21 protein-coding genes are annotated in these 21,748 nt (G+C 63.2%); 13 read left to right on the top strand and 8 right to left on the bottom strand.

What is annotated here, in order from left to right:
- Positions 1-13 precede the first annotated feature (13 nt).
- The 3 genes from QCL65_RS15550 to QCL65_RS15540 all read right to left on the bottom strand — a co-directional run bounded on the left by QCL65_RS15550 (position 14) and on the right by QCL65_RS15540 (position 3,080).
- Positions 14-823 carry a polysaccharide biosynthesis/export family protein gene (locus QCL65_RS15550; protein ID WP_407310143.1) on the bottom strand — a complete coding sequence of 270 codons (810 nt, stop codon included), beginning with the start codon at positions 821-823 and terminating at the stop codon, positions 14-16.
- Between the two features lie 8 nt (positions 824-831).
- The gene (locus QCL65_RS15545; protein WP_407310141.1) at positions 832-1,743 is read right to left on the bottom strand and encodes a glycosyltransferase family 2 protein; all 912 of its coding nucleotides are present in this window, start codon (positions 1,741-1,743) and stop codon (positions 832-834) included.
- A gap of 455 nt (positions 1,744-2,198) precedes the next feature.
- Positions 2,199-3,080, bottom strand: a complete 882-nt coding sequence (locus QCL65_RS15540) for a LysR family transcriptional regulator (RefSeq protein ID WP_407310139.1) — start codon at positions 3,078-3,080, stop codon at positions 2,199-2,201.
- Positions 3,081-3,187: 107 nt separating this feature from the next.
- On the opposite strand from QCL65_RS15540, the gene QCL65_RS15535 reads away from it, so the two are divergent.
- Positions 3,188-3,613, top strand: a complete 426-nt coding sequence (locus tag QCL65_RS15535) for a VOC family protein (protein WP_407310137.1) — start codon at positions 3,188-3,190, stop codon at positions 3,611-3,613.
- Positions 3,614-3,738: 125 nt separating this feature from the next.
- Here QCL65_RS15535 and QCL65_RS15530 read toward each other — a convergent pair whose 3' ends face one another.
- From QCL65_RS15530 to QCL65_RS15520, 3 genes are read right to left on the bottom strand one after another with little or no spacing between them, the layout of a single operon-like run.
- Entirely contained in the window at positions 3,739-4,893 is a 1,155-nt protein-coding gene (locus tag QCL65_RS15530; protein WP_407310135.1) for a M20 aminoacylase family protein, read from the bottom strand.
- A 5-nt stretch (positions 4,894-4,898) separates the two neighbouring features.
- Positions 4,899-6,416: an aldehyde dehydrogenase family protein gene (locus QCL65_RS15525; RefSeq protein WP_407310133.1), complete on the bottom strand. Its 1,518-nt coding sequence runs from the start codon at positions 6,414-6,416 to the stop codon at positions 4,899-4,901.
- Between the two features lie 3 nt (positions 6,417-6,419).
- Entirely contained in the window at positions 6,420-7,310 is an 891-nt protein-coding gene (locus tag QCL65_RS15520; RefSeq protein ID WP_407310131.1) for an NAD(P)-dependent oxidoreductase, read from the bottom strand.
- A gap of 114 nt (positions 7,311-7,424) precedes the next feature.
- Here QCL65_RS15520 and QCL65_RS15515 point away from each other — a divergent pair, with 114 nt between their 5' ends.
- The 6 genes from QCL65_RS15515 (at position 7,425) to QCL65_RS15490 (ending at position 13,714) form a co-directional block, all read left to right on the top strand.
- A complete protein-coding gene (locus QCL65_RS15515) occupies positions 7,425-8,351 on the top strand; it encodes a LysR family transcriptional regulator (RefSeq protein WP_407310129.1) in 927 nt (308 codons plus the stop codon).
- Positions 8,352-8,444: 93 nt separating this feature from the next.
- Complete coding sequence (locus tag QCL65_RS15510; protein ID WP_407310127.1) at positions 8,445-9,137, top strand: OmpW/AlkL family protein; 693 nt, start codon at positions 8,445-8,447, stop codon at positions 9,135-9,137.
- A gap of 536 nt (positions 9,138-9,673) precedes the next feature.
- Positions 9,674-10,669 carry a TRAP transporter substrate-binding protein gene (locus QCL65_RS15505; RefSeq protein ID WP_407310125.1) on the top strand — a complete coding sequence of 332 codons (996 nt, stop codon included), beginning with the start codon at positions 9,674-9,676 and terminating at the stop codon, positions 10,667-10,669.
- Positions 10,670-10,671: 2 nt separating this feature from the next.
- Entirely contained in the window at positions 10,672-11,169 is a 498-nt protein-coding gene (locus tag QCL65_RS15500) for a TRAP transporter small permease (protein ID WP_407310123.1), read from the top strand.
- A complete protein-coding gene (locus QCL65_RS15495) occupies positions 11,166-12,452 on the top strand; it encodes a TRAP transporter large permease (RefSeq protein WP_407310121.1) in 1,287 nt (428 codons plus the stop codon). Before QCL65_RS15500 ends, QCL65_RS15495 begins: the two co-directional genes overlap by 4 nt.
- 26 nt (positions 12,453-12,478) lie before the next feature.
- On the top strand, positions 12,479-13,714 hold the full coding sequence (locus QCL65_RS15490; RefSeq protein ID WP_407310118.1) for an aspartate aminotransferase family protein: 1,236 nt from the start codon (positions 12,479-12,481) through the stop codon (positions 13,712-13,714).
- Here QCL65_RS15490 and QCL65_RS15485 read toward each other — a convergent pair.
- Positions 13,704-14,579: a LysR substrate-binding domain-containing protein gene (locus QCL65_RS15485; protein WP_407310116.1), complete on the bottom strand. Its 876-nt coding sequence runs from the start codon at positions 14,577-14,579 to the stop codon at positions 13,704-13,706. The genes QCL65_RS15490 and QCL65_RS15485 overlap by 11 nt on opposite strands.
- Before the next feature lie 116 nt (positions 14,580-14,695).
- Between QCL65_RS15485 and ampC the strand changes: the two genes are divergently transcribed.
- The 3 genes from ampC to QCL65_RS15470 all read left to right on the top strand — a co-directional run bounded on the left by ampC (position 14,696) and on the right by QCL65_RS15470 (position 17,202).
- Entirely contained in the window at positions 14,696-15,826 is a 1,131-nt protein-coding gene (ampC, locus tag QCL65_RS15480) for a class C beta-lactamase (protein WP_407310114.1), read from the top strand.
- A gap of 176 nt (positions 15,827-16,002) precedes the next feature.
- Positions 16,003-16,722 carry a phosphatidylcholine synthase gene (gene pcsA, locus QCL65_RS15475; protein ID WP_407310112.1) on the top strand — a complete coding sequence of 240 codons (720 nt, stop codon included), beginning with the start codon at positions 16,003-16,005 and terminating at the stop codon, positions 16,720-16,722.
- A 138-nt stretch (positions 16,723-16,860) separates the two neighbouring features.
- Positions 16,861-17,202, top strand: a complete 342-nt coding sequence (locus tag QCL65_RS15470; RefSeq protein WP_407310110.1) for a hypothetical protein — start codon at positions 16,861-16,863, stop codon at positions 17,200-17,202.
- 16 nt (positions 17,203-17,218) lie between these two features.
- On the opposite strand, the gene QCL65_RS15465 is transcribed toward QCL65_RS15470, so the two are convergent.
- On the bottom strand, positions 17,219-18,445 hold the full coding sequence (locus QCL65_RS15465) for an acyl-CoA dehydrogenase family protein (RefSeq protein ID WP_407310108.1): 1,227 nt from the start codon (positions 18,443-18,445) through the stop codon (positions 17,219-17,221).
- A gap of 257 nt (positions 18,446-18,702) precedes the next feature.
- Here QCL65_RS15465 and QCL65_RS15460 point away from each other — a divergent pair, with 257 nt between their 5' ends.
- From QCL65_RS15460 to QCL65_RS15450, 3 genes are read left to right on the top strand one after another with little or no spacing between them, the layout of a single operon-like run.
- The gene (locus QCL65_RS15460; RefSeq protein WP_407310106.1) at positions 18,703-19,893 is read left to right on the top strand and encodes an SfnB family sulfur acquisition oxidoreductase; all 1,191 of its coding nucleotides are present in this window, start codon (positions 18,703-18,705) and stop codon (positions 19,891-19,893) included.
- A gap of 15 nt (positions 19,894-19,908) precedes the next feature.
- Positions 19,909-20,352, top strand: coding sequence for an acyl-CoA dehydrogenase family protein (locus tag QCL65_RS15455; RefSeq protein ID WP_407310104.1), 444 nt, complete (start codon positions 19,909-19,911; stop codon positions 20,350-20,352).
- On the top strand, positions 20,342-21,742 hold the full coding sequence (locus QCL65_RS15450; RefSeq protein WP_407310102.1) for an LLM class flavin-dependent oxidoreductase: 1,401 nt from the start codon (positions 20,342-20,344) through the stop codon (positions 21,740-21,742). The genes QCL65_RS15455 and QCL65_RS15450 overlap by 11 nt, the downstream gene beginning before the upstream one ends.
- Positions 21,743-21,748 lie beyond the last annotated feature (6 nt).

Here is a 21,748-nt window from a genome sequence, read left to right as displayed (position 1 = left end):
GAACCGATCCTGATCAAGGATTAGTAATGTTGTTGGTGGTGTTGCCGCTGTTCTTCACGGTCTGGCCGTTAAGGTCATAGTTCAGGCCGATACCGATGCCTTTGTTGATCGGGAACAGCTTGGTGAAGTACATGTCGACCGCCTCGACGGTGCTGCCAATGGTCGATTGCGGTACGTAGATCAGGTCGCCACGTTGCAAGGTGACCACGGGGTGTTGCGGGTCTTCGAGCATGGACGCCAGGTTGACGTAGTAGAGCTTGTAGCGGCCATCAGTGCCGGCACGCAGCAGGGCAATGTTGGAGGAGTCGGCCGAGGGCAGCACGCCGCCCGAGGCGAGCAGGGCTTGTTCCACCGAAACTGCACCTGCCAGGTTGAAAAACGCGGGGTTGGGCACGGCGCCGCCAACGAACACGCGGTTACTCGGGGCGATGGCGATATTGACGGTCACCGCCGGCTCACGGTAGGTGGCCTTATATTGCGCGGTAATCGCCTGGCCGAGTTCTTCCGGGGTGCGTTGGGCGGCTTTGATTCGGCCGACATTGGGCATCGAAATAAAACCGTCAGGGCGCACCACGAACAGCGCGCTGTCTTCGCTGCCGACGGCCTCCTGGGCGTCGCGCACGATGCGCAAGGTGTCACCGGCCTGGATCAGCACCTGCGGTGGCGGCAGGTCGGCCAGGGTCAGGGCGGCCTGGTGGCCCGCCTTGAGCGTAGCGTCGTTGGGCAATGCCACGTGCGCGGGGGTGGTGCAGGCGCTGGCAAGGAGCAGGGTGGCCAGCAGGCTGCACACGCCCACACGGTAAAGCAAGTCAGTGGTTTTCATTGCGGCGCTCATGTCCAATAGTTGGAAAACATACCCAGGTGGCGCTTGAGGCGCCGAGGTAGGTGGCGTTCAAGGTGGCCCAGGCGGTAACCGAGCAGTTTCAAGCCGGTGCGCAGCAGCGCCTCGGGGATCAAATACCAGTCGCCGGCTTCGTGCAGGGCGCGCAGTTCTGCCAGCAGGTAGCGCTTGCCCTCGCCGCGGGCGCTGCCGAAGGTCTGGGCGATCCAGCGTTCGCGGCCGTAGAACACGCCGATATCGAAATAACGGCGGAATTCTTCCAGCAGGCGGTATTCATGGGAGTGTTCGACGCAGGCGCTGGCGGCGTAACGCACGTGGTAGCCGCCCAGCAACATGCGTGCGGCCATGTAGGCGTCTTCGCTGCCGATCACATCGTCCGGGAAGCCGCCCACCCCATCCAGCGCACTGCGCCGGTAGGCCGAGAACGAGTCCGAGCTGAAGCAAGTTTTGATACCCAACTGCGGGGCGTCCTGCAGGCTTTTGATTCGGCTCTGGGTGGGGTAGTTGAAGTAGCGCGACTGGGCCGCCAGGATGCCCGCACCGGGGTGCGGCAACTGGCGCCCGTAGGCCATGCCGGTGAGCGGGTCGCTCTCAAGTTCAGCGATCAGGTTGGCGAAGGTCTCCGGGGTGGCCGGGATCGCGTCCTGGGTGAGGAACAACAGAATGTCCGCGTCGACTTGCTGGCTGGCCCAGCGGCGGGTCCCACCGTGGTTGAATTGCGCGACCGGAATGATCTCGACCTGCGCGCCAAACTCGCGAAAGCGCTGCACAGTGTCATCGCTGGAGCTGCTGTCCACTACCAGGATGCGCTCTGGCAGGTGTGTTTGAGCCTTGAGCGCGGGCAGCAGATGGTCCAGGTGCGCCGAGGCGTTGCGGGTCGGAATCAGCAGGGCTACGCGCATGGCATCACCCGCGGCGCCAGGGGCGTGCAGATGGGGACATAACAGTGGTCGGCCGTAGGTTGACGCATGGACGCCTCTTCGCTGTACAACGCGAGCAGTTATTGTTTAAAAAGCGGGGTAGATATCCAATTAATAGGCGCATAATAAGTAATGGCCAATTGGAATGATGGCGGAATGCTATCTTATTCGACTGTTATGTCAAGTGCCGAACTATTGCTCCCAGGCCCCTTAGGCCGGCCCTTCAGCGATTGTTGATGGCGGGCAGCCACTATGGCCGACGAACGGTCTGCACGGCCGATAACGAGCGCTTTATAGCGGTGAGAGGTTTGGCGATATGCCTTTAAATTGGCGTCATTAAACCATCTTCCGTGATGCCTATAATCGCGGAAAGTTGCTTGGGTTATTTGCCTAGTTAGTGTCAGATATGTAAAAAACTTGAAACAGTGAATGGCTTCCTACCGTGGTGCTGCGCCCTGAGCCACTTCATGCAAGCATTGCCGAAACAGCTCACGAGCCCGCGGCATGCCCTGGGCCTGGCGATACACCAGCACTAATTCGCGATAGAACACTGCGTCGCCCAGGGCCACGACCCTGACGCGGGGCGCGCGCTCGAACCACAGGCCGGCTTTGGGCAATAGCGCGACGCCCAAACCGTGCTCGACCATCTTGACGATGGCGTCCAGCTCATCCAACTCCAACACCTGGCGAGGTTCCAGGCGCTGCTGCTTGAGGAAGCGGGTAACTAAACGCCCGCCGAACGAAGCCTGGTCGTAGCGAACGAACGGCTCCTGGGCAAGAATGCGCAGCGGGGAGGGCTCGCTGACATCCAGCGGGGTGATGAGTACGAACTCTTCCGAGCACAGCGCTTCGCAGTGGATCTCCTTGGGCAGGGCAAAGGGCGGGTTGATGATCAGCGCCAGGTCGATCTCGCCGCTGTCCACCTGGCTAAGCAGGTTCAAGGAAACCCCCGGCACCAGGGTAGGTTCGATGCGCGGTGCGCTTTGGCGCAGCTTTACCAGGGTCTTGGGCAGCAGCGTGGACTGCGCCGAGTTGATCGCGCCGATGCGCAGGCGGCCTTGGATGTCGTCTAGGCCCAGTGGCTCGCCCATCCGCGCGAAGATGCCGAGAATTTCCTGCGCCATGCCGACGGCCCGCTCACCCGCCCCGCTCAGATGCGCCGAGCGCCCGGAGCGCTCGAACAGGCGTACCCCGAGGACTTGCTCGAGGTGTTTGATCTGGGCGCTGACCGCCGACTGGGTCAGGCCTATCTGCTGGCCCGCAGCGGCGAAAGTCCCAGTTTTGACTACGGCTACGAACGTCTTGAGTTCCCGAATCACGGCGCGACTCATCAATAATAGTGGGGCTAAGGTTGAAAATTATGCGCTTTTAATCAGTTTTACCCTAGGTAAAAATAGCGGCAACTCCCCTCAGAAGGTGCTTGTCCGTGAGCCTATCGCCGTTTCACCTCGCTATCCCCGTGTACGACCTACCCGCCGCTCGGGATTTCTATGGAGACGTGTTCGGCCTCAGCGAAGGCCGGTCCAGCGAACATTGGGTCGACTTCGACTTCTTCGGCCACCAACTGGTCATTCACGAACACCCCAAGACCGAATCACAGGCCTCAGCCCACACCAATGCGGTCGACGGCCACGACGTCCCCGTACCTCACTTCGGCGTCATCCTGGCCTGGGACACATGGGAACAACTGGCCGAGCGCCTGACCCAACGCGGCACCGCCTTCGTCATCGAACCTTACGTACGTTTTAAAGGCCAAGTCGGCGAACAAGCCACCATGTTCCTCTTCGACCCCTGCGGTAATGCGTTGGAATTCAAAGCTTTTAAAGACATGACGCAGCTGTTTGCCAAGTAACATCAAGAGATCGGGGCCAAGCGGAGCGCCGCCCGAGCCCCTCCTACAATCCGCGACATATCGTCGTAGGAGGGGGCTTGCCCCCGATCTTTTGCCCTGCAAACCCCAATTCCCCAGCAGCCCAATTAAACCGGCAAAGACCGCTCCACCAAACTAGCCCACAACCTAACCCCCGGCTCAATGACCTGGTCGTTGAAATCATAATAAGGATTATGCAAAGCCGCCGAAGGCTCCACGCCATCGACCCCCATCCACACATAAGCCCCAGGACACGCCTGCAACATATAAGCAAAGTCCTCGGAAGCCATCGAAGGGTTGCAACCCCACTGCACATTAGCCTCCCCCAGAACCGCCACCGCCGCATCGCGTACCAGCGCCGCCGAGGCTGGATGGTTTTCCGTCACCGGATAACCCACCCGATACTGCAACGCCCCCCGGGCGCCAAACGCCTTGGGCAACTGCTCGACGAACTCGCCCAGCAACTGCTGCACTTTCTCCCGCACCGGGGTCTGCAAGCAGCGCACCGTACCGCGCAACACAGCAGTCTCTGGAATAACGTTGATCGCCTCACCGGCGTTGAACTGCGTCACGCTGACCACCGCCGAGTCCAGCGGCGATAACCGCCGTGAGGTGATCGTCTGCAGCGCCAAGACCAACTCCGACGCCGCCACGATGGGGTCGAAGCCGCGGTCGGGCATCGCCGCGTGGGAACCCTTGCCGGTCACGGTGATTTCGAACGTATCGAGCGAAGCCATCATCGCCCCCGGGTTGATGATCACCCGGCCCGCCGGTGCACCCGGCCAGTTGTGCAGGCCATAAATAGCCTGCATGGGAAAGCGCTCGAAGAGGCCGTCTTCAATCATTTTCTGCGCGCCCCCAAGGTTCTCCTCGGCCGGCTGGAAAACAAAATGCACAGTGCCGCGAAAGCTCTTGGTTTCGCTCAAGTGGCGGGCCGTGGCCAACAGAATCGCCGTGTGCCCATCGTGGCCGCAGGCGTGCATGGCGCCGGGGTGGCGCGAGCTGTGGGCGCATTGGCCCAACTCCTGGATCGGTAGGGCGTCCATGTCGGCGCGCAGGCCGATAGTTGGGCCTTCGCCGACGCGCAGGGTGCCTACCACGCCGGTGCCGCCCAGGCCGCGATGCACCTGCAGGCCAAAACTGTGCAGCAGGTCGGCGACCCGTTGTGAGGTCTGCACCTCAGCGAAGCCCAGCTCCGGTGCGGCATGGAACGTGCGACGCCAGGCGGTGGCGTCGTCCAGCAGTTTTTGCGAAAGGGTCATAAGGCTCATTCCAAGCTGGCGCCGTAGCCAAAACTGGCGGCGGGTTGTGCGGCGGTTTCTACCCACACGCTTTTGACTTCGCTGTATTCGCGCAGTGCGTCGAGGCCCGATGAACGGCCGTAGCCGCTTTCACCATAGCCGCCGAAGGGCGAGCTGACATGGATAGTCTTGTAGCCGTTGACCCAAAAGGTTCCCGCGCGTACCTGCCGGGCAATGCGGTGGGCGCGCCCAACGTCGCGGGTCCATACCGCTCCGGCCAGGCCGAAGCGGCTGTCATTGGCCAGGCGGATAGCTTCGGCTTCGTCTCTGAAGGGGATCGCCACCACCACCGGGCCAAAGATTTCTTCCTGGGCGCAGGCCAGCCCGTTGTGCCCCGCCAGGACCGTCGGGTTTACGTAGTAGCCAGGGCCCTGGGGCAGGGGCTCGGCGTTGTCCCCGAGCAACCGGGCGCCATCGGCGACGGCGCTTTCGACCATCTTTTTGACGTGGGCGTATTGCTTGGCGTTGTTGATCGGGCCGATCTGGGTGTTGGGGTCGCCAGGGTCGCCCACTTTGAACTGCTGCGCCGCGGCGGCCAGGGCCTGGGTGAATTTTTCGAAGATGGTGTCCTGCACCAGCAGCCGCGAGCCCGATACACAGCTTTGCCCCGCGCCGGAGAAGATCGCTGCCTGGGCCCCGCGCAAGGCGGTGTCGAGGTCGGCATCGGCAAACACGATATTGGCCGACTTACCGCCCAGCTCCAGCACCGCCGGAATGCACCGTTGCGCCGCCGCGACAGCAATGTGGCGGCCGGTGGCGGGGGAGCCGACGAACACCACTTTGCGCAGATCGGCCTGGGCGATAAAGGCTTGGCCGATACTATGGCCATAGCCCGCGATCACGTTGACCAGGCCCTTGGGGACCCCGGCGCGCTCCACCAGCACGCCGATGATCAGGGTCGACAAGGGGGTCAATTCAGACGGCTTGATGATCACCGCATTGCCGGCCGCGATGGCCGGTGCGATCTGCCAGCCGGCGGTGAACGCGGGGGCGTTCCATGGGGTGATCTGCAACACCGTGCCGAGGGGTTCGTAGGTGACGTAATTGAGGTGCGAGGTGGGCACCGGGATCACTTCGCCGTGCAACTTGTCGGCCCACCCGGCGTAGTACTCGAACATCTCGGCGACTTTGATCACCTCAACCTGGGCGTCGCGGATCGGCTTATTAGCGGTCAGGGATTCGACCTGGGCCAACGCCTCGGCATGCTGGCGCACCAGTGCGCCAATTTGGTAAATCGCGCGGCCCCGGGCCTGAGCGGTCAGCGCCCACCACTGCGCCTGGGCTGTGCGGGCCGCCTGTTCGGTGCGAGGCACCAGGCTGGGGTCTGCGTCGGCGAAACTCAGCAGCAGGGTGTCATCGTGGGCGTTACGCACCTCGATGGGGGCGCCGTGACCGTCGATGAACTCGCCGCCTACATAACTGGCGATGGTCTCACGCTCACCCCAGAACGGGCGCATCAAGTCCAGCAGTTTGTCCTGGCTCATCGGTCATTCCCCTTTGGCGTAAAGTTGGCTGTCGCTGCGCTGCACGATGCAGCAGAAATCTTCACCGTCGGCCAGGGTCTCGGCGCTGGCTTGCCAGAGCGCGGCCACCTGGCGCGACAGCGGCAGGTCGAGGCCCAGGCTCTCGCACAGGTCGCTGGCCAAGCCGACGTCCTTGCGCATCAGGCCCATGGTGAAGCCGGAGTCGTAGGCTTTATTCAATACCCAGGTGGGAAACATCACTTGAGTCGCACCGCTGCGGCCTGAGCCTGCGTTCAAACCCTGAAGCAGTTTTTCTGGGTCGACACCGGCCTTGGCGGCCATGCTCACGGCTTCGGCGGTGCTGATCAGGTGGCACGCGGCCAAGAGGTTGTTGGCGATCTTGGCCACGTTGCCAGCGCCGCTGGGGCCAATGTGCACGCGGGTGCCACTCATGGCTTCAAGTACCGGCCTGGCTTTAGCCAGGTCGGCATCGCTGCCGCCGATGACCATTGACATGCTGCCTGTAGCAGCACCCTTGGGGCCGCCGGAAACCGGCGCGTCGATAAAGCCGATGGCTTTTTCGGCAAGGGCCGCAGCCACCTTGCGGCTGGCTTCAGGGGTGGAGGTGGTGGTGTCCACCACCAGCAGGCCCGCACGGCCTCGTTCAAGGATGCCGCCGGCGCCCAGGCAGAGGGCTTCGACGTGCTCGGCCTTGGGCAGGGACAGGATCAAAAGGTCGACCCGCGCAATAAGCTCATCGAGTTGAGCCACTGGGTTGACCCCCTGGGCCTCGGCCCGGGCCAATGCGCTACCTGAGAGGTCGTAGCCGCTTACCGCAAAACCTTTGCGAACCAAGGTAGCGGCCATGCCACCCCCCATGTTGCCCAAGCCGATCACACCGACGGTCATGTTCATCAGAATTCCTTATAGGCACAGTAGCGATGGCTTGAGTATGGACAGCGCTCTGCCACCACCGCAATAATCACCCAATCGTTTTTTTGTTGCGTTCAAGGCAACACAGGTGCCCTTATGAGCTCGGTGCAAGATCGCAGGATTCTGTATTTTTTCGAGGCCGTGCGCCTGGGCAGTGTGCGCGCCGCCGCCGACTACCTGGACGTCGCGCCATCAGCGGTGAGCCGGCAGATCGCCCAACTGGAACATGAACTGGCGACTTCGCTATTGGAGCGCCACCGCCGCGGCGTGAAGCCCACGGAGGCGGGCGAGCGGGTACTCAGTTATTACCGCCAGCACCTGACTCAACAGGAGTTGCTGCTCGACGCCCTGCAGGCCTTGCGCGGTTTGCAAGGGGGTGCGGTCAGCCTGGCCATCGGTGAGGGCTTTATCGAGGCGCTGGCAGTTCACTTGAACCAGTTTTCAGCCCTGTATCCCCAAGTGGAATTGCAAGTAAATGTGTGCGGCACCAACGAAGTGATTCGCCAGGTGTTGGATGATGAAGTGCACCTGGGGCTGGTATTCAACCCGCCCGGTGAGCCCAAATTGCGCTCCCATGCTCACCAGCGCCAGCCTGTCCGGGTGGTGGTAAACCCGCAGCACCCGCTGACCCGTATTGCTGGCGCGGTGCCGTTGCTAGGGCTCGATCAGTACCGCTTGGCTCTCCCGGGCGTGGCCTACGGAGTCCGGCAAATCCTCGGCCAGGCCGAGCACCGCGCCGGGCTGAGCCTGGCGCCCACCTTGACCTGCAACACATTGAACATGCTCAAACTCTATGCTGCCCAAGGCGGGGTGACGTTGCTCCCGACCTTTATGGTCGAGCAGGACGTGCGGCTCGGCACCCTGGCCTCCCTGCCGTTGCAGGACCCCGTTTTCGCGACCCCACAAACCCATTTGGTCAGCCGCCTCGGGCGCCAGCTGAGCGTCGCCGCCAGCCGTCTACTGGCGCTGCTGTTGCAAGACATGCCGGCCTTTAAAGGTGAGCCGCTATCGGTTCGTTCTTAAATGTTGGCGCTGGCTATGCCATTTGGCCGATTGCTGGCAGTTGTAGGGCTCTAGACACTTCAGGTCTCAATCGACCCCTTGGAGTGACCGACGATGCCTAGACTTACCCTTGCCAGCGCTAGCCTTATAACCTTGGCCATTGCGGCCCCGGCCGTACAGGCGTTCGAGGCGGGCGACATCATCGTGCGGGCCGGCGCGGTGACCGTCGACCCGCGCGAGAAAAGTTCCAGCGTGCGCCTGGACCGTGGCGCGCCGGGCACTGACCTGGGCGGCAAGGCCAGCATGGGCAGCGACACCCAATTGGGTTTGAATTTCGCTTACATGGTCACCGATCACCTAGGGGTCGAGTTGTTGGCGGCCACGCCGTTCGAGCACGATGTGCACATCAGCGGCACCGCCAACGGCGTTGCCGACGGCAAACTGGGCTCGCTCAAACACCTGCCGCCCACCTTGAGCCTGGTGTACTACCCCTTGGATAAGCAATCCAGGTTTCAGCCCTACGTCGGCGCAGGCCTCAACTACACCTGGATCTACGACGAGACCGTTGGCAGCAACGCCCGAGCCGCCGGTTTCGATAACTTGCATGCACGCAATTCCTGGGGTTGGGCGGCGCAAATCGGCGCCGATTACATGCTCACCGACCGCGTGATGATCAACGCCCAACTGCGCTATATCGACATCGAGACCGACGCGTTCGTCAGCAACACCGCGCTGGGGGTTAGGGCCAAGGTGGATATGGATGTGAACCCTTGGGTGTATATGGTGGGGTTGGGGTATCGCTTCTAAGCGGCAGCCGGAAAACGTTTGACTGTGGGCTTATCCGACATTTGCGCTGCTGCGCCTGGCCCCTTCCGCCCTTACGGCGGGTTACTTTTGCGGCAAAAGTAACCAAAACCCGGGTCCCTACATCCGGCCCTACGCTGCGCTTCGGGTTCCCTCCTTGCGGCACTGCTCCCGCCGGGACGCGCTGAAGGGCCGTCCCTGGCCCTACAGCGCTTGCTCGGCTCCTGCCTCGCACCCAGCTGCGCAGTGCCTCCACTCGGCCTACTGACGGTCCGTTTTGTGGTGTCTGGGAAATTTGTGTTCGAGAGCGCAAAAGCTCGGGGGCAAAGCCCCCTCCTACGGTTGGCGACATATTTGATATGAAATGTTGTCGACCGTAGGAGGGGGCCTTGCCCCCGAGCTTTTGCCCTCGCCAACCCCCCCGCATAAATAAACGTATACCCGCATTTCGCATCTTAATCGCCAAACCTCGCGCATTGCTTGACCCGCCGCCGCGCAAAACGGATAAATCGGGCGTCAGCCACCCCGAGGTATTCGCCATGTCCTTACTCTGCCCATTCCCCACTTCGCGCTTATTGTCAGGCCTGTTCGGCCTGGCGTTAACCTTGTCCATGGGCAGTGCCATGGCCGCTGAGACCCTGCGCCTGGCCCATGCCTCGAGCAGTGAGAGCCTGATCAACCAGGCCATGCAACGCTTCGCAGATCAGGTCAGTAAAGACACCGGCGGTGACTTGAATGTGCAGATCTACCCGGATGGCCAACTGGGCGACGAAGCGCCCATCGTCGATGCCGTGGGCGCCGGAGCCATTGATATCGGCCTGGGAGGGTCGGCAGACGGCATCGACCCACGGTTGAACGCGCTGTCGTTGCCGTTCCTGTTCAAGGATGCGGCGGCGGTGCACGCTTACCTCGACAGCGCTGCCGGGAAAACCTTCCTGAGCATGGGCCAGGACCGCGGCTTTATCATGCTCGGCGCGCTGGACTCCGGTTTTCGCCAGTTTGCCAACAGCAAGCACCCCATCACTAAGCCCGCCGACCTGGCCGGCCTGAAGGTACGTACCCCGCCAAACCCGGTGATCCTGGCGACCATCAAGCAATTGGGCGCGCTGGGCCAGTCGATTCCGTTCGGTGAGGTGTACACCTCGTTGCAGTCCGGCGTGGTGGACGGTGTGGAGCCCGAGCTGCGGGATTTCTATGACCAGAAATGGTTCGAGGTGGCGAAGTTCGTGTCGCTGTCCAACTACGTCTGGTCGGCCAATTTCTGGTTTATCAATAACGACCGCTATGCCGCCCTCAGCGACAAGGACCGCGCCGTGGTGACCCAGGCCGCCGCTGACACCACCGCCTGGTACCGTGGGCAACTCGATGCGGTGTACGCCAAGATCCAGCAGGAAATGCAGGCCAAGGGCGTGAAGTTCAACCCGGTCGACAGTGCCGCCTTCAGCACCCTGAGCACCCCGGTGTATGAACAATTCGGCAAGGTCTGGGGCGCCGAGTTCGTCGCCAAATTGCGTAAAGACGTGCAGGGGCAATAACCATGGCGGCCACCCTGCACCCTGATCAGCCCCTGCGCTCATGGCCCGAACGCCTGCTCGCGGGGGTGGGGGTGGTGATGTTTCTAATCACCTTCCTCGCCACCCTGGCGGGGGTGTTCTCGCGCTACTTCAACTTGCATGGCTTCGAATGGTCGTTCGAGATCGCTACCCTGGCGTTTATTTGGGTCACCTTTATTGGCACGGTACTGGCCGAATTGCGTGACGAAAACGTGCGCTTCCAGGGCTTGGTGAACATGCTGCCGACCCCGGCAAGGCGCGTCTTGGATGGGGTCGCCTGCCTCGGTCTGTTGATTGTCAGCGGCTGGCTGCTGTACAGCGGCAGTGCGGTGCTGGCGCGCTCTGGCTGGACCCCCAGCCCGGTGCTGCGCTGGCCGGCCGGGTTGACCACCCTGGCGTTGGTCAGCGCCGCTGCGATGTTGGCCATGCTGGCGCTGGTGCGCCTGGGCCGTCTCTACAGCCGTCGGGAGCGCCCACTATGACCGTGCTGATTTTATTCCTGGCGTTTTTCTGCCTGCTCATGGCCGGTCTGCCGGTGGTCTGGGCCATGGCCGGCGGCAGCATTGCCGCGCTGACCTTTGGCGACCTGCATTTGCCCGTCGCGTGGCTGGCCCAGCAAACCCTACGCGGCGCTGACTCTTCCACCCTGGCTTCGATCCCGCTGTTCTTGTTGGCCGGGGAGTTGATGAACCGTGGTGGCCTGACCGTGCGCATCATGCGCATCGCCGAACACTGCTTTGGCCGGCTGCGCGGAGGCCTGGGCCTGGTCAACGTGGCGACCGCGTTCGTCTACGGCGGCCTGACCGGCTCGGCCACGGCGGACACCGGCACGGTGGCCAAAGTGATGATCCCGGTGATGGAGGCGCGCGGCTACCCGCGGGCGTTCGCGGCGGCAGTGACGGCGGCGTCGGGCACCCTAGGCATTATCGTGCCGCCCAGTGTGATCCTGATCATGTATGGCGTACTCACCAACACCTCGATTGGCGGCCTGTTCATGGCCGGGGTGCTTCCGGGGGTGATGTTGGCAGCGACCTTTATGCTCACCGCGTATCTGGTCGGCCTGAAGGAAAACTTCCCGAAAAGCGACCAGCCCTTCGTGCTCAAAGAACTGCTACGCGACCTGTGGGGCGCATCGCCGGCACTGTTGATGCCGATCATGGTGTTGGGGTCGATCGTCAGCGGGTTCGCCACCGCCACGGAGGCGGCGTCGCTGTCGGTGCTCTATGCGCTACTGGTGGGCACCGTGGTCTACCGCCAGTTGAGCTGGCGCGACCTGTTCCCGGCCATGACTGAAGCGGTGATTATCACCGGTTCGGTGATGATCATCATGGCTGTGGCGATGCCCTTCGGCTGGATCCTCACCTTCGAACGGGTGCCGCACACCGTAGCCTCGTGGATTGTCGGCACCCACGCCGGGCCCATCGCGACCATCCTGTTGGTGGTGCTGGTGCTTAAAGTGGTGGGCTTTTGGCTCGACCTGGGCCCGGCGATGATCATTCTGGCGCCGATCCTCGTGCCTGTGGCCAAGGCAGCCGGTTTCGAGCCGTACCAGATCGGCTTGATCTTCACCATGACCCTGGGCTGGGGCCTCTTCACGCCACCCATCGGCACCAATATTTTCGTGGTGTGCAACGTCGGCCGGGTCGCCATCGGCTCGGTGTCACGGCGCCTGATCCCGTTTTGGTTTGCCACGGCCGTGGCCATCGGCCTGTTAATCGCTTTCCCCGGGCTGACCCAATGGTTGCCACGGGTCATGGGTTACTGACTTTCCCTTATTGATCGAGAACACACATGACGCATCTAATCGGTGGAATTTCCAGCGCCGGCCGCGCTTTGCCTTCAATCGGCGCCACGCCTTTGCAGGTCACCCGTTCCCAGGGGCCTTACCTGTGGGACAGCGAGGGTAAGTGTTACCTCGACACGGCCCTGGGCTTTGGCGCAAGCATGCTCGGGCATGCCGACCCGGCCGTGATGGAGGCCACCTGCCAAGCCCTGCGCAACGGGCCGATGCCGTCCTTCGCCCATGCCGCCGAGGAGCAAGCAGCGGCGGCGCTCACCCGTTATACCGGCGACCTGAGCCAGGTGATTTTTCTCAATACCGGCAGCGAAGCGGTGCACTTGGCTTGCCGCACCGCGCGGGAGGCTACGGGGCGGCGGCTGATCGCCAAATTCGCTGCCGGCTATGACGGCTGGTATGACCAGATCGCCTTCGGCAATGCCGGCACCGCCGCAGCGCAGATGGCCGCCGGACCCCGCCCGCAGCGCGACGGTATTGTGTTGTTGCGCTACAACGACCTGGCGGACGCCCAAGCCCTGTTCCGCGAATACCCGGACATCGCCGCCGTGCTGGTCGAGCCGGTATTGGCCAACGCCGGGTGTATCGCCCCAGCGCCCGGATACTTGAAAGCCCTCAGCGACCTGGCCCACCAACACGGCGCGCTAGTGATCCTCGATGAAGTGCTGATGGGCTTTCGCCTGCACTGCGGCCTGAGCGGCACTCTGTTGGGCGCCGAGCCCGATCTGGCCACCCTGGGCAAGGCCATTGGTAGCGGCATACCGGTCGCCGCACTGGTCGGTCGCCCAACCCTGATGGGGTTATTCGAGGAAGGCCGCATCGTTCGTGCCGGCACTTACAGCGGAGCCCCTCCGGCATGCGCGGCGGTGCTGGCGACCCTGGCGCAACTGGCCGTCAGCGACTACGCCGGGCTGCTGGCGCGGGGCGAGCGCTTGCGCGAACGGATTGCCGAAGCTTTCGCTGAGCAGGGCGCGGCCATCTGTAGCAGCGGCTATGGCACGGTTTTCACTTGCTGGAACAGCCCCACGCCCCCTCGCGATTACACCCAGGCCAGCCGTTTGGCTGACCCGCAATGGACCCTCGACCTGCACAGCGCCTTACGCCGCCATGGGGTCATGAGCATGCCTTCAGCCTATGGCCGGGTGTATTTAACCTTCGCCCATGATGAGCCGGCTTGCGAAGCCCTGTATCAAGGCTACGCTGCGGCGGCGCAGGCGCTGCTCAAGCGCTGACGGCGCAGGCGGGCGGGCTGCTCTGAAAGTGCTCGCGGACAAACTGGGCCAGGCGTCGGGCGTTCAGCGGCGCATGTTCGGGCACCATCAGCGCCAGGTCCAGGCCGGGCAGGGTGGGCAGGTTTTCCGCTTCGCCCAGCAGGCGCCAGCCGGGCGGGATCACCGAGGCGGGTAATACGGTCACCGCCAGCCCGGTGCGCACGGCATGCAGCACGCCGGGCAGGTGCGACGAGGAACTCACCACCCGCCACGGCTGTTGGGCTTTGTCCAACGCCTCGAGAATGCGCGGGCGCGCCCGGCAATTGTCGGCGAACAACGATAGCGGTAATACGCCGCTCCGTTCCGGGTACTGGCCCGGTGCGGCGCACCATAATTGCGCTTCGCTGCGCAGCAGGTCGCCGTTTTCGCGGCCGTCGGCGCGGGTCACAATGGCCAGGTCAACGCTGCCGTCGGCGAGCAGGTTTTCCAGGCGGTTGGAGAAGTCGCAGATGATTTCCACCTGCAGGTGCGGGTAGCGCTCGCTGAACCCCTGCATCAGCACGCAGCCAATGCTTTCCAGGTAGTCATCGGGCATGCCGATGCGAATGCGCGAGGCCTCGGTTTCGCCCTGCAGGGCAAGGAAGGCTTCATCTTCGAGGATCTGAATACGCCGCGCGTAGCCGATCAGCCGCTCGCCATGTTCGGTCAGCGCCACCCCGCGCCGCGAACGCTCGATCAACTTGCGCCCGACCCGGCTCTCCAGGCGCCCGAGCATCAGGCTGACCGCCGCCTGGGTTTTGCCGATCCGCGCGCCCGCCGCCGTGAAGCCGCCATAGTCGATCACTGCAACGAAGGCAGCTAAAGCATCGGTGTCCAGGTGGCGCATGGGTAGAAACCTCACAAAGGGGGCAGGGCAGCCACAGCTATGCAAACTCTGTTCCGCCGGCTTGTCGGTTATAGTGCGCAACGGCTCTTCCCTTTGTTCTTGTCGATAGGCCCGTTATGCGCTTGACCGCCATTTTTTGTTTTGCCTTGTCATTTTCCTGCGGGGTTCAGGCCGCCGCATCCGCCCCCGACGCCCATGTGCGCGCGGCCGCCGAACGGGTCATCGCGCAATACGACATCCCCGGCTTGGCCATCGCAGTCAGCGTCAACGGCCAACAGCACTTCTACAATTTTGGCGTCGCCTCCTGGGAAACCCAGCAGGCGGTCGACGAGTCGACGCTGTTCGAATTGGGCTCGGTGAGCAAGACCTTTACCGCGACGCTGGCCCAGTACGCCCAGGCCAAGGGCCTTCTGGCTCTAGACGCCAGCGCGGCACGCTATGTGCCGCAGCTGGCGGGCAGCGCCGTGGCGCGGGCGCGGGTGCTCGACTTGGCGACCTACACGGCGGGCGGCCTACCCCTGCAATTTCCCGATGAGATAAGCAGCGATGCCCAGGCGCTGGATTACCTCAAGGCCTGGCAGCCGTCTTATGCCCCCGGCACCCATCGCACCTATTCCAACCCCAGCATCGGCCTGCTGGGCATCGTCGCCGCCAGGGCCTTGCAGCAACCGTTCCCAGCGGCCATACAGCAGCACCTGTTTTCTCCCCTTGGCTTGCGCAGCACCTACCTGGACGTGCCCCAGGCGCAGCGCAGCCGTTATGCCCAGGGTTACACCAAGGACAACCAGCCCGTCAGGGTCAACCCCGGGCCACTGGCGGCTCAGGCATACGGGATCAAGACCAATAGCAATGACTTGCTGCGGTTTATCGAAGCGAACCTGGGCCGCGTGCCCCTTGAACGTCCACTACAAGAGGCCATAGTCGCGACCCGAACCGGCTATTTCACCGTGGGCGCCATGACCCAGGGCATGGTCTGGGAGCAATACCCTGACAGCGTGACGCTGGAAGACCTAGCCGCCGGCAATGCCAGTTCCGTGGCGTTGGCCACCCGCGCCGTGCAGCCATTGCAGCCAGCGCGGCCGCCGCAAGCCGGCACCTGGGTGAACAAGACCGGCTCTACCAACGGCTTTGGCGCCTACGTGGCGTTCGTGCCCAGCAAGCAGTGGGGCATTGTGATTCTGGCGAACCGCAACTACCCCAACGAGGCTCGCGCGCGTCTGGCCCGCCAGATTGCCGAGTTGCTGTAGCGCTGCGCGGCGCGCGGGCTGGTGCGCAGACACGGGTATGGCCTGAACCTTTGGGCCGTTTTGCCGGTCAAAACGCGCATAAGTGATGCTGGATCGTGTCGAGTCTGTTTCAATATGTATGACGGCCGACGTCCAGTCATGGCCGCCGTTAATTTTTTTTACCTGGAGCATGACCCTTGATACTGACCCGAGCCACAGACAGGCTCAAAGCCTGGGGCGCCCATGGCTTTACTGCAACCGGGGTGATTCTGGCCTTCCTGGCGACCCTCAGCCTGTTCGACAACCAGCCTAAAAGCTGCCTGCTGTGGCTCGGCCTGGCCTTGTTGGTGGACGGCGTCGACGGCTCGCTGGCGCGCAAAGTGAACGTCAAGGGGGTGCTGCCGCACTTCGATGGCTCGGTGCTGGATTTGGTCATCGACTACCTGACCTACGTTTTCATTCCTGCGCTGTTTATCTACCGCTACATTCCGCTGCCGGACTACACCTTGCTGATCGGCGTATCGCTGGTGTTGGTGTCGTCACTGTTCTGCTTCTGCAACCTGAACATGAAGAGCAACGACAATTACTTTGTCGGCTTTCCGGCGGCCTGGAACGTGGTTGCGCTGTGCCTGTACATCCTGTCGCCAGCCCCGTGGGTCTGCCTGCTGACCATCATCGTGCTGTCGTTGTTGACCCTGACCCGCATGAAGTTTCTGCACCCGTTCCGCGTGCGCAAATTCATGCCGGTCAATATCGTGGTCACCTTTGTCTGGTTGCTCTGCTGCATGTTGCTGGTGATCAACCACCCCAACAACAGCCCCGTAGTGGTCGCCACCTGGCTGGCGATGTCGGCCTATTTTATGGGTGTGTGCTTCTGGCGTACCGCCATGGAGTGGTTGGGCAAATTGCGCGGCTAAACCTGGCCCGCTATCCCCGGTAGGGCGCAGCCCACTTTGACGACCATCGTTAACAGCGATGGTCGTTATCATATCCGGTGATTTTTTTTGTCAAGGTCGGCTCCCTAGAATGGCTCCATCACTTCAGGGAGCTGCCCCATGTCGATCTTGCGTTCTGCCTTGCGTACCTTTCCCGGGCTTAGTGGCCTACTCGCCATGGCGCTGCTGAGCGGCTGCGCCAGCTCCCATGTGACTTACCTGAGCGACGCGAGCGCCGCGCACCAGGTCGAATGCCCCGGTGTATTCGGCAGTTGGGACGCTTGCCGCTCGCAAGCCCTGGACCTGTGCGCCGGCCATTACGAAGTGCTGGGGCGCAACCATCAAGACGGCGCCTCCGAAGAGCAAGTCGAAGCCGCCGCCCGTGCCCAGGGCTACCATGACCGCAGCATGCTGGTGCAATGCGCCACGGCCGCTGCCGAGTCTAGCCCTATCGGTGCCTGATACGCGACGCTCGAAGCTAGCCTTTGCCGCCCGCGCCGATCTGCCACACATAGGGCGGTTCAGTTCCGTTAATCCGCCAGTCGCCGACGATCCGCGCCTTATAGATCGATGGATTATGTGACGCCGCCGTGCGCGCATTGCGCCAGTGGCGGTCCAACGCCTTGCTGATACTCACCCCTGAAGCCCCCAACGCGTTGAACAGGTCGCTGGCCGCCCGCAGCACCAGCTCGCTGACCGCGACCTGGGCCTTGGCCGTCTCCAGTTCGGCGGCGATATTGGCGGCTTTTTCTTGCGCCGCATCGTTGCCCAAACGCGCCTCGTAGGCCCGTTGCAGGGGCAGGGCGCTGCGCAGGGTGGCCGCCTCGGCCGCGTACACCTGGGCAGCGATTTGCCCAATCACCTGTTGCACCTGGGCATCGGCTGCGGCGCGGGTGGCGTTGCCATGGCTGTATACGCGGCTGCGCTCACTCACCTGCTGGGCGGCGTCGCGCTCGACGGCGCGGCCGATACCGCTGAGGGTTGCCAGCAGGACCAATTGGTAGAAGGCGGTCTGGTAGCGAAAGCGCGTCTCGAAGGGGATCACCTGCTCGGCGGGCACCGGCACATCCTCGTAGACTGACGTGCCGCTGCCGGTGGTGCGCTGGCCGAAACCGTCCCAGTCGTCGCTGTGCCGCACACCTGGGTGGTGCGCGTCGACCACGGCAATCACATCGGCGCCGGTGTCGGTACGCTGGGCGTAGACATCGATCCAGTCAGCGAACAGGCTGCCGGTGCTGTAGTACTTGGCGCCATTCAAGCGAAACCCGGCTCCGTCGGGGCTGACTTTGGTGATCACCTCGCCGAGCTTGACCGACCCCACTTCCGTCCAGCCATTACCCACCAGGTCGCCGGCGACAAAGCGTGCGAGCCATTTGTCGCGGTCAGGCCCCGGCGGCGCATTCAGGCGGTCTTCGACAAAGGCAAAATGGCTGCGCAGCGCCTGGGCAATATTGGAGTCGGCTTCGGCGAGTTCGATCAGCAGTTCGAACAACTGCGGGATGGACGCGCCCGCGCCGCCTAGTTCCTGGGGCACGCGCACGGCGCCGAAGCCGGCTTGTTTGAGCCAGCGGATCGGCTCTTCTGGCAGGCGCCGGGCCTGTTCTCGCTCGACTGCACCGGCGGCGATCTCACGGAAGATCGGCCGGAAGCGTTGGGCCAGGGTTGGGTAATCAGTGCCGCGGGACAACAGGTTGGGCTGGCTCATAAAGGGGGCTCCTGAAGAATGGTCAGAAGGCCGTTGCACGCTTCATGCCTGCCAGCAAACCCTTGATTTCATTGGGTATGGCGCCTAGAGCAGGCGGCTCGACTGTTGCCACAGCAACAGTGCATCAGCAGGCTGCGGCCCAATCGTACAGCCCGGTTATTTCAATAATCTTTATAACCTGCTGAAAGTATTGGGTTTTTATACATGGCACGGTTGCTGCTCTATCGCTGACACCTACCCGTCACGAGAGGCGCACCATGAGTATCCCGCCCAAAGCCCACCTGATTCGCTCGGACGCCGAAGCCATCGCCGTTGCCAGTGCTCTGGCCGCACGCTTCGCCGAGCACGCGGCTGAACGAGACCGCGAGCGGCGCCTGCCGGTGGCGGAGCTGGACGAATTTTCCGCCAGTGGCCTGTGGGGGATCACCGTGCCCAAGGCCTATGGCGGCGCGGGCGTGTCCTATGTGACGGTGGCCGAGGTCATCCGCCTGATCTCCGCCGCCGACCCCTCCCTGGGGCAAATCCCGCAGAACCACCTGGGCGTACTGGATATCCTTGTGCAAACCGGCAGCGAGGCGCAGAAGCACTACTACTTTGGCAAGGTGCTGGACGGCTATCGGTTCGGTAACGCGTTCTCTGAGGCCAAGAGCAAAAACGCCGGCACCTTCGAAACCCGTATCCGCTTTAGCGAACAGCACGCGCAGATCGACGGTGAGAAGTTCTACTGCACGGGCGCCTTGTTTGCCCACATCGTGCCGGTGGTGGGGGTGGACGAAGCTAACCGCGCGCATATCGCCTTTGTCGAGCGCGACAACCCAGGTCTTAGCGTCGTCGATAACTGGGATGGCTTTGGCCAGCGCACCACCGCCAGTGGCAACGCGTTCTTCACTGCGGCCAAGGTCCCCCTCAGCGCCGTGGTGCCGGCCCATCGTGCATTCGATCAGCCCACCGCCAATGGTCCAATCTCGCAACTGATCCAGGCTGCCGTCGACACCGGCATCGCGGCCGGGGCCTTTGCCGCGACGCTCACCCATGCGCGCTGGGCCCGGCCATGGATCGACAGCCAACAGGCCCACGGCGGCCAAGACCCCTTCACCCTGGCGGCCATTGGCGACCTGCAATGGCGCCTGCACGGCGCCGAAGCGATGCTGGCCAACGCGGCGCGCGCCGTCGACCGCGCCTTGGCCGAGCCCAGTGAGCACAGCGTTGCCCAGGCCTCGGTGGAGGTGGCCCAGGCCAAAGTGCTCAGCACGGAAATAGCCCTGCTGGCCAGTAGCAAACTGTTCGAACTGGCCGGCACCCGCTCGGTCTCGGCCAAGCATGGCCTGGACCGGCATTGGCGCAACGCCCGCACCCACACCCTGCATGACCCCGCGCGCTGGAAATACCACTTGGTGGGCAATGCCTTGCTCAACGGCGTCAAGCCGCCACGCCACGCCTGGAACTGACCGAGGAAACCTTTGATGAACAGCCCAGTACCCTCTTGGTTAAACGACGACGCTCTGCAGTTTGCCGCCGATGATCTGCGCCAAGCCCAGGCCAGCCTCGACCTCAGCCTTAACCATGCGCGGGCCCAAGGCCCTGGCCTGAGCGACGACCCCTATGTGATTGCCCGCTTCGGCGATCTGTCGATCCGCCTGGAACTGGCCCGGGCGCTTTATCACCGTGCCGCCACCAGCACCGACCCAGCCGCCGAGCGCCGAGTGGCCGTGGCCGAGGCGCTGATCGCCAGCGCCGAGGCCCTGCGCGCTATCGACGATACCCAGCACGAACTGACCGGTTCGCGAGCCCAGCGCGCGCTTCAGGGCGGGCGCCAAGCGTTGCGCCACGAGTACCGGCTGATCGGCGAGTACCGCCTCAATGGCGTGCAGCCAAGCCTGGCACAGGAGCCACGCCATGCCTCGTGAAATCCGCCTGAACGCCTTCGACATGAACTGCGTGGGCCACCAGTCGCCCGGCCTATGGGCCCATCCGCGGGATCGTTCGTGGCAATACAAAGACCTCGAATACTGGACCGACCTTGCGAAAATTCTCGAAAAGGGCAAATTCGATGGCCTGTTCTTGGCGGACGTACTGGGCATCTACGATGTGTTTCGCGGCAACGGCGACGCCGCCATCCGCCAGGCCACCCAGGTGCCGGTCAACGACCCGCTGCAACTGGTCCCGCCCATGGCGCTGGTGACCGAGCACTTGGGCTTTGGCTTGACCGCATCCTTGTCCTTCGAACACCCGTACCCCTTCGCCCGGCGCCTTTCCACCCTCGACCACCTGACCAAGGGCCGCGCCGGCTGGAACATCGTCACCTCCTACCTGGAGAGTGGCGCAAAGAACCTGGGGCAAAAGGCCCAGACCGAACACGACGCGCGCTACGACTATGCCGAGGAATACCTTGAGGTCTGCTACAAACTCTGGGAAGGCAGTTGGGAGGACGGCGCGGTATTGCGTGACCGCGAGCGGCGAATCTTCAGTGACCCCAGCAAAATCCATGAAATCCAACACGTGGGCCGGCATTTCCAGGTGCCGGGTATTCACCTGTGCGAACCCTCGCCGCAACGCACGCCCGTGCTGTATCAGGCCGGTGCCTCCAGCCGTGGCAAGCAGTTCGCTGCCGAGCACGCCGAGTGCGTGTTCGTGGCGGCGCCGTCCAAGTTACTGCTGAAAAAAACCGTCGCCGATATACGCCGACGCGCCGCCGAGGCCGGGCGTGACCCGCGCAAGGTGCTGATTTTCAATCTGCAGACGGTGATCCTCGGTGAGACCGATGCGGCCGCCAAGGCCAAGTTCGACGAGTACAAAACCTGGGTCAGCTATGAGGGCGCCATGGCGTTGATCTCAGGCTGGACCGGCATCGACTTCAACCAGTTCAAGCCAGGCGAGCCCCTCAAGCACGTCCACACCAACGCGATTCAGTCGGCTGTGGAAACCTTCTCCACGGCGGACCCGAATACGGTCTGGACCCCGAACGAGCTGGCCAACTGGGTGGGCATCGGCGGCTTTGGGCCGCTGTTCGTCGGCGGCCCCGAGACCGTCGCCGACCTGCTTCAGGAGTGGGTCGAGGAGACCGACGTAGACGGCTTCAACCTGGCCTACGCGCTGACCCACGAGACCTTCAGCGACGCCGTCGAGTTACTCGTGCCGGAGCTGCAAAAGCGCGGCGCGTTCAAGCGCGAGTACGCCCCCGGCACCCTGCGCGAAAAACTCTTCGGCGACGGCCCACGGCTGGGCGCCGAACACCCTGGCAGCCAGTGGCGCGACCTGGCGGCGATCAATCGAACCCTTGCCCAAGAACGTGCCTGAGGCCTA

The organism is Pseudomonas sp. nanlin1, assembly GCF_045571515.1.
Classification (GTDB): Bacteria; Pseudomonadota; Gammaproteobacteria; order Pseudomonadales; family Pseudomonadaceae; genus Aquipseudomonas.
This window is presented reverse-complemented; position numbering and strand designations above follow the sequence as displayed.

Coding starts and splice junctions, on each gene's coding strand:
- QCL65_RS15550 (WP_407310143.1), bottom strand. CDS start 823: ATGAAAACCACTGACTTGCTTTACCGTGTGGGCGTGTGCAGCCTGCTG.
- QCL65_RS15545 (WP_407310141.1), bottom strand. CDS start 1,743: ATGCGCGTAGCCCTGCTGATTCCGACCCGCAACGCCTCGGCGCACCTG.
- QCL65_RS15510 (WP_407310127.1), top strand. CDS start 8,445: ATGCCTAGACTTACCCTTGCCAGCGCTAGCCTTATAACCTTGGCCATT.
- QCL65_RS15525 (WP_407310133.1), bottom strand. CDS start 6,416: ATGAGCCAGGACAAACTGCTGGACTTGATGCGCCCGTTCTGGGGTGAG.
- ampC (WP_407310114.1), top strand. CDS start 14,696: ATGCGCTTGACCGCCATTTTTTGTTTTGCCTTGTCATTTTCCTGCGGG.
- QCL65_RS15500 (WP_407310123.1), top strand. CDS start 10,672: ATGGCGGCCACCCTGCACCCTGATCAGCCCCTGCGCTCATGGCCCGAA.
- QCL65_RS15530 (WP_407310135.1), bottom strand. CDS start 4,893: ATGACCCTTTCGCAAAAACTGCTGGACGACGCCACCGCCTGGCGTCGC.
- QCL65_RS15515 (WP_407310129.1), top strand. CDS start 7,425: ATGAGCTCGGTGCAAGATCGCAGGATTCTGTATTTTTTCGAGGCCGTG.
- QCL65_RS15505 (WP_407310125.1), top strand. CDS start 9,674: ATGTCCTTACTCTGCCCATTCCCCACTTCGCGCTTATTGTCAGGCCTG.
- QCL65_RS15490 (WP_407310118.1), top strand. CDS start 12,479: ATGACGCATCTAATCGGTGGAATTTCCAGCGCCGGCCGCGCTTTGCCT.
- QCL65_RS15470 (WP_407310110.1), top strand. CDS start 16,861: ATGTCGATCTTGCGTTCTGCCTTGCGTACCTTTCCCGGGCTTAGTGGC.
- QCL65_RS15520 (WP_407310131.1), bottom strand. CDS start 7,310: ATGAACATGACCGTCGGTGTGATCGGCTTGGGCAACATGGGGGGTGGC.
- QCL65_RS15485 (WP_407310116.1), bottom strand. CDS start 14,579: ATGCGCCACCTGGACACCGATGCTTTAGCTGCCTTCGTTGCAGTGATC.
- QCL65_RS15495 (WP_407310121.1), top strand. CDS start 11,166: ATGACCGTGCTGATTTTATTCCTGGCGTTTTTCTGCCTGCTCATGGCC.
- QCL65_RS15460 (WP_407310106.1), top strand. CDS start 18,703: ATGAGTATCCCGCCCAAAGCCCACCTGATTCGCTCGGACGCCGAAGCC.
- QCL65_RS15450 (WP_407310102.1), top strand. CDS start 20,342: ATGCCTCGTGAAATCCGCCTGAACGCCTTCGACATGAACTGCGTGGGC.
- QCL65_RS15465 (WP_407310108.1), bottom strand. CDS start 18,445: ATGAGCCAGCCCAACCTGTTGTCCCGCGGCACTGATTACCCAACCCTG.
- QCL65_RS15455 (WP_407310104.1), top strand. CDS start 19,909: ATGAACAGCCCAGTACCCTCTTGGTTAAACGACGACGCTCTGCAGTTT.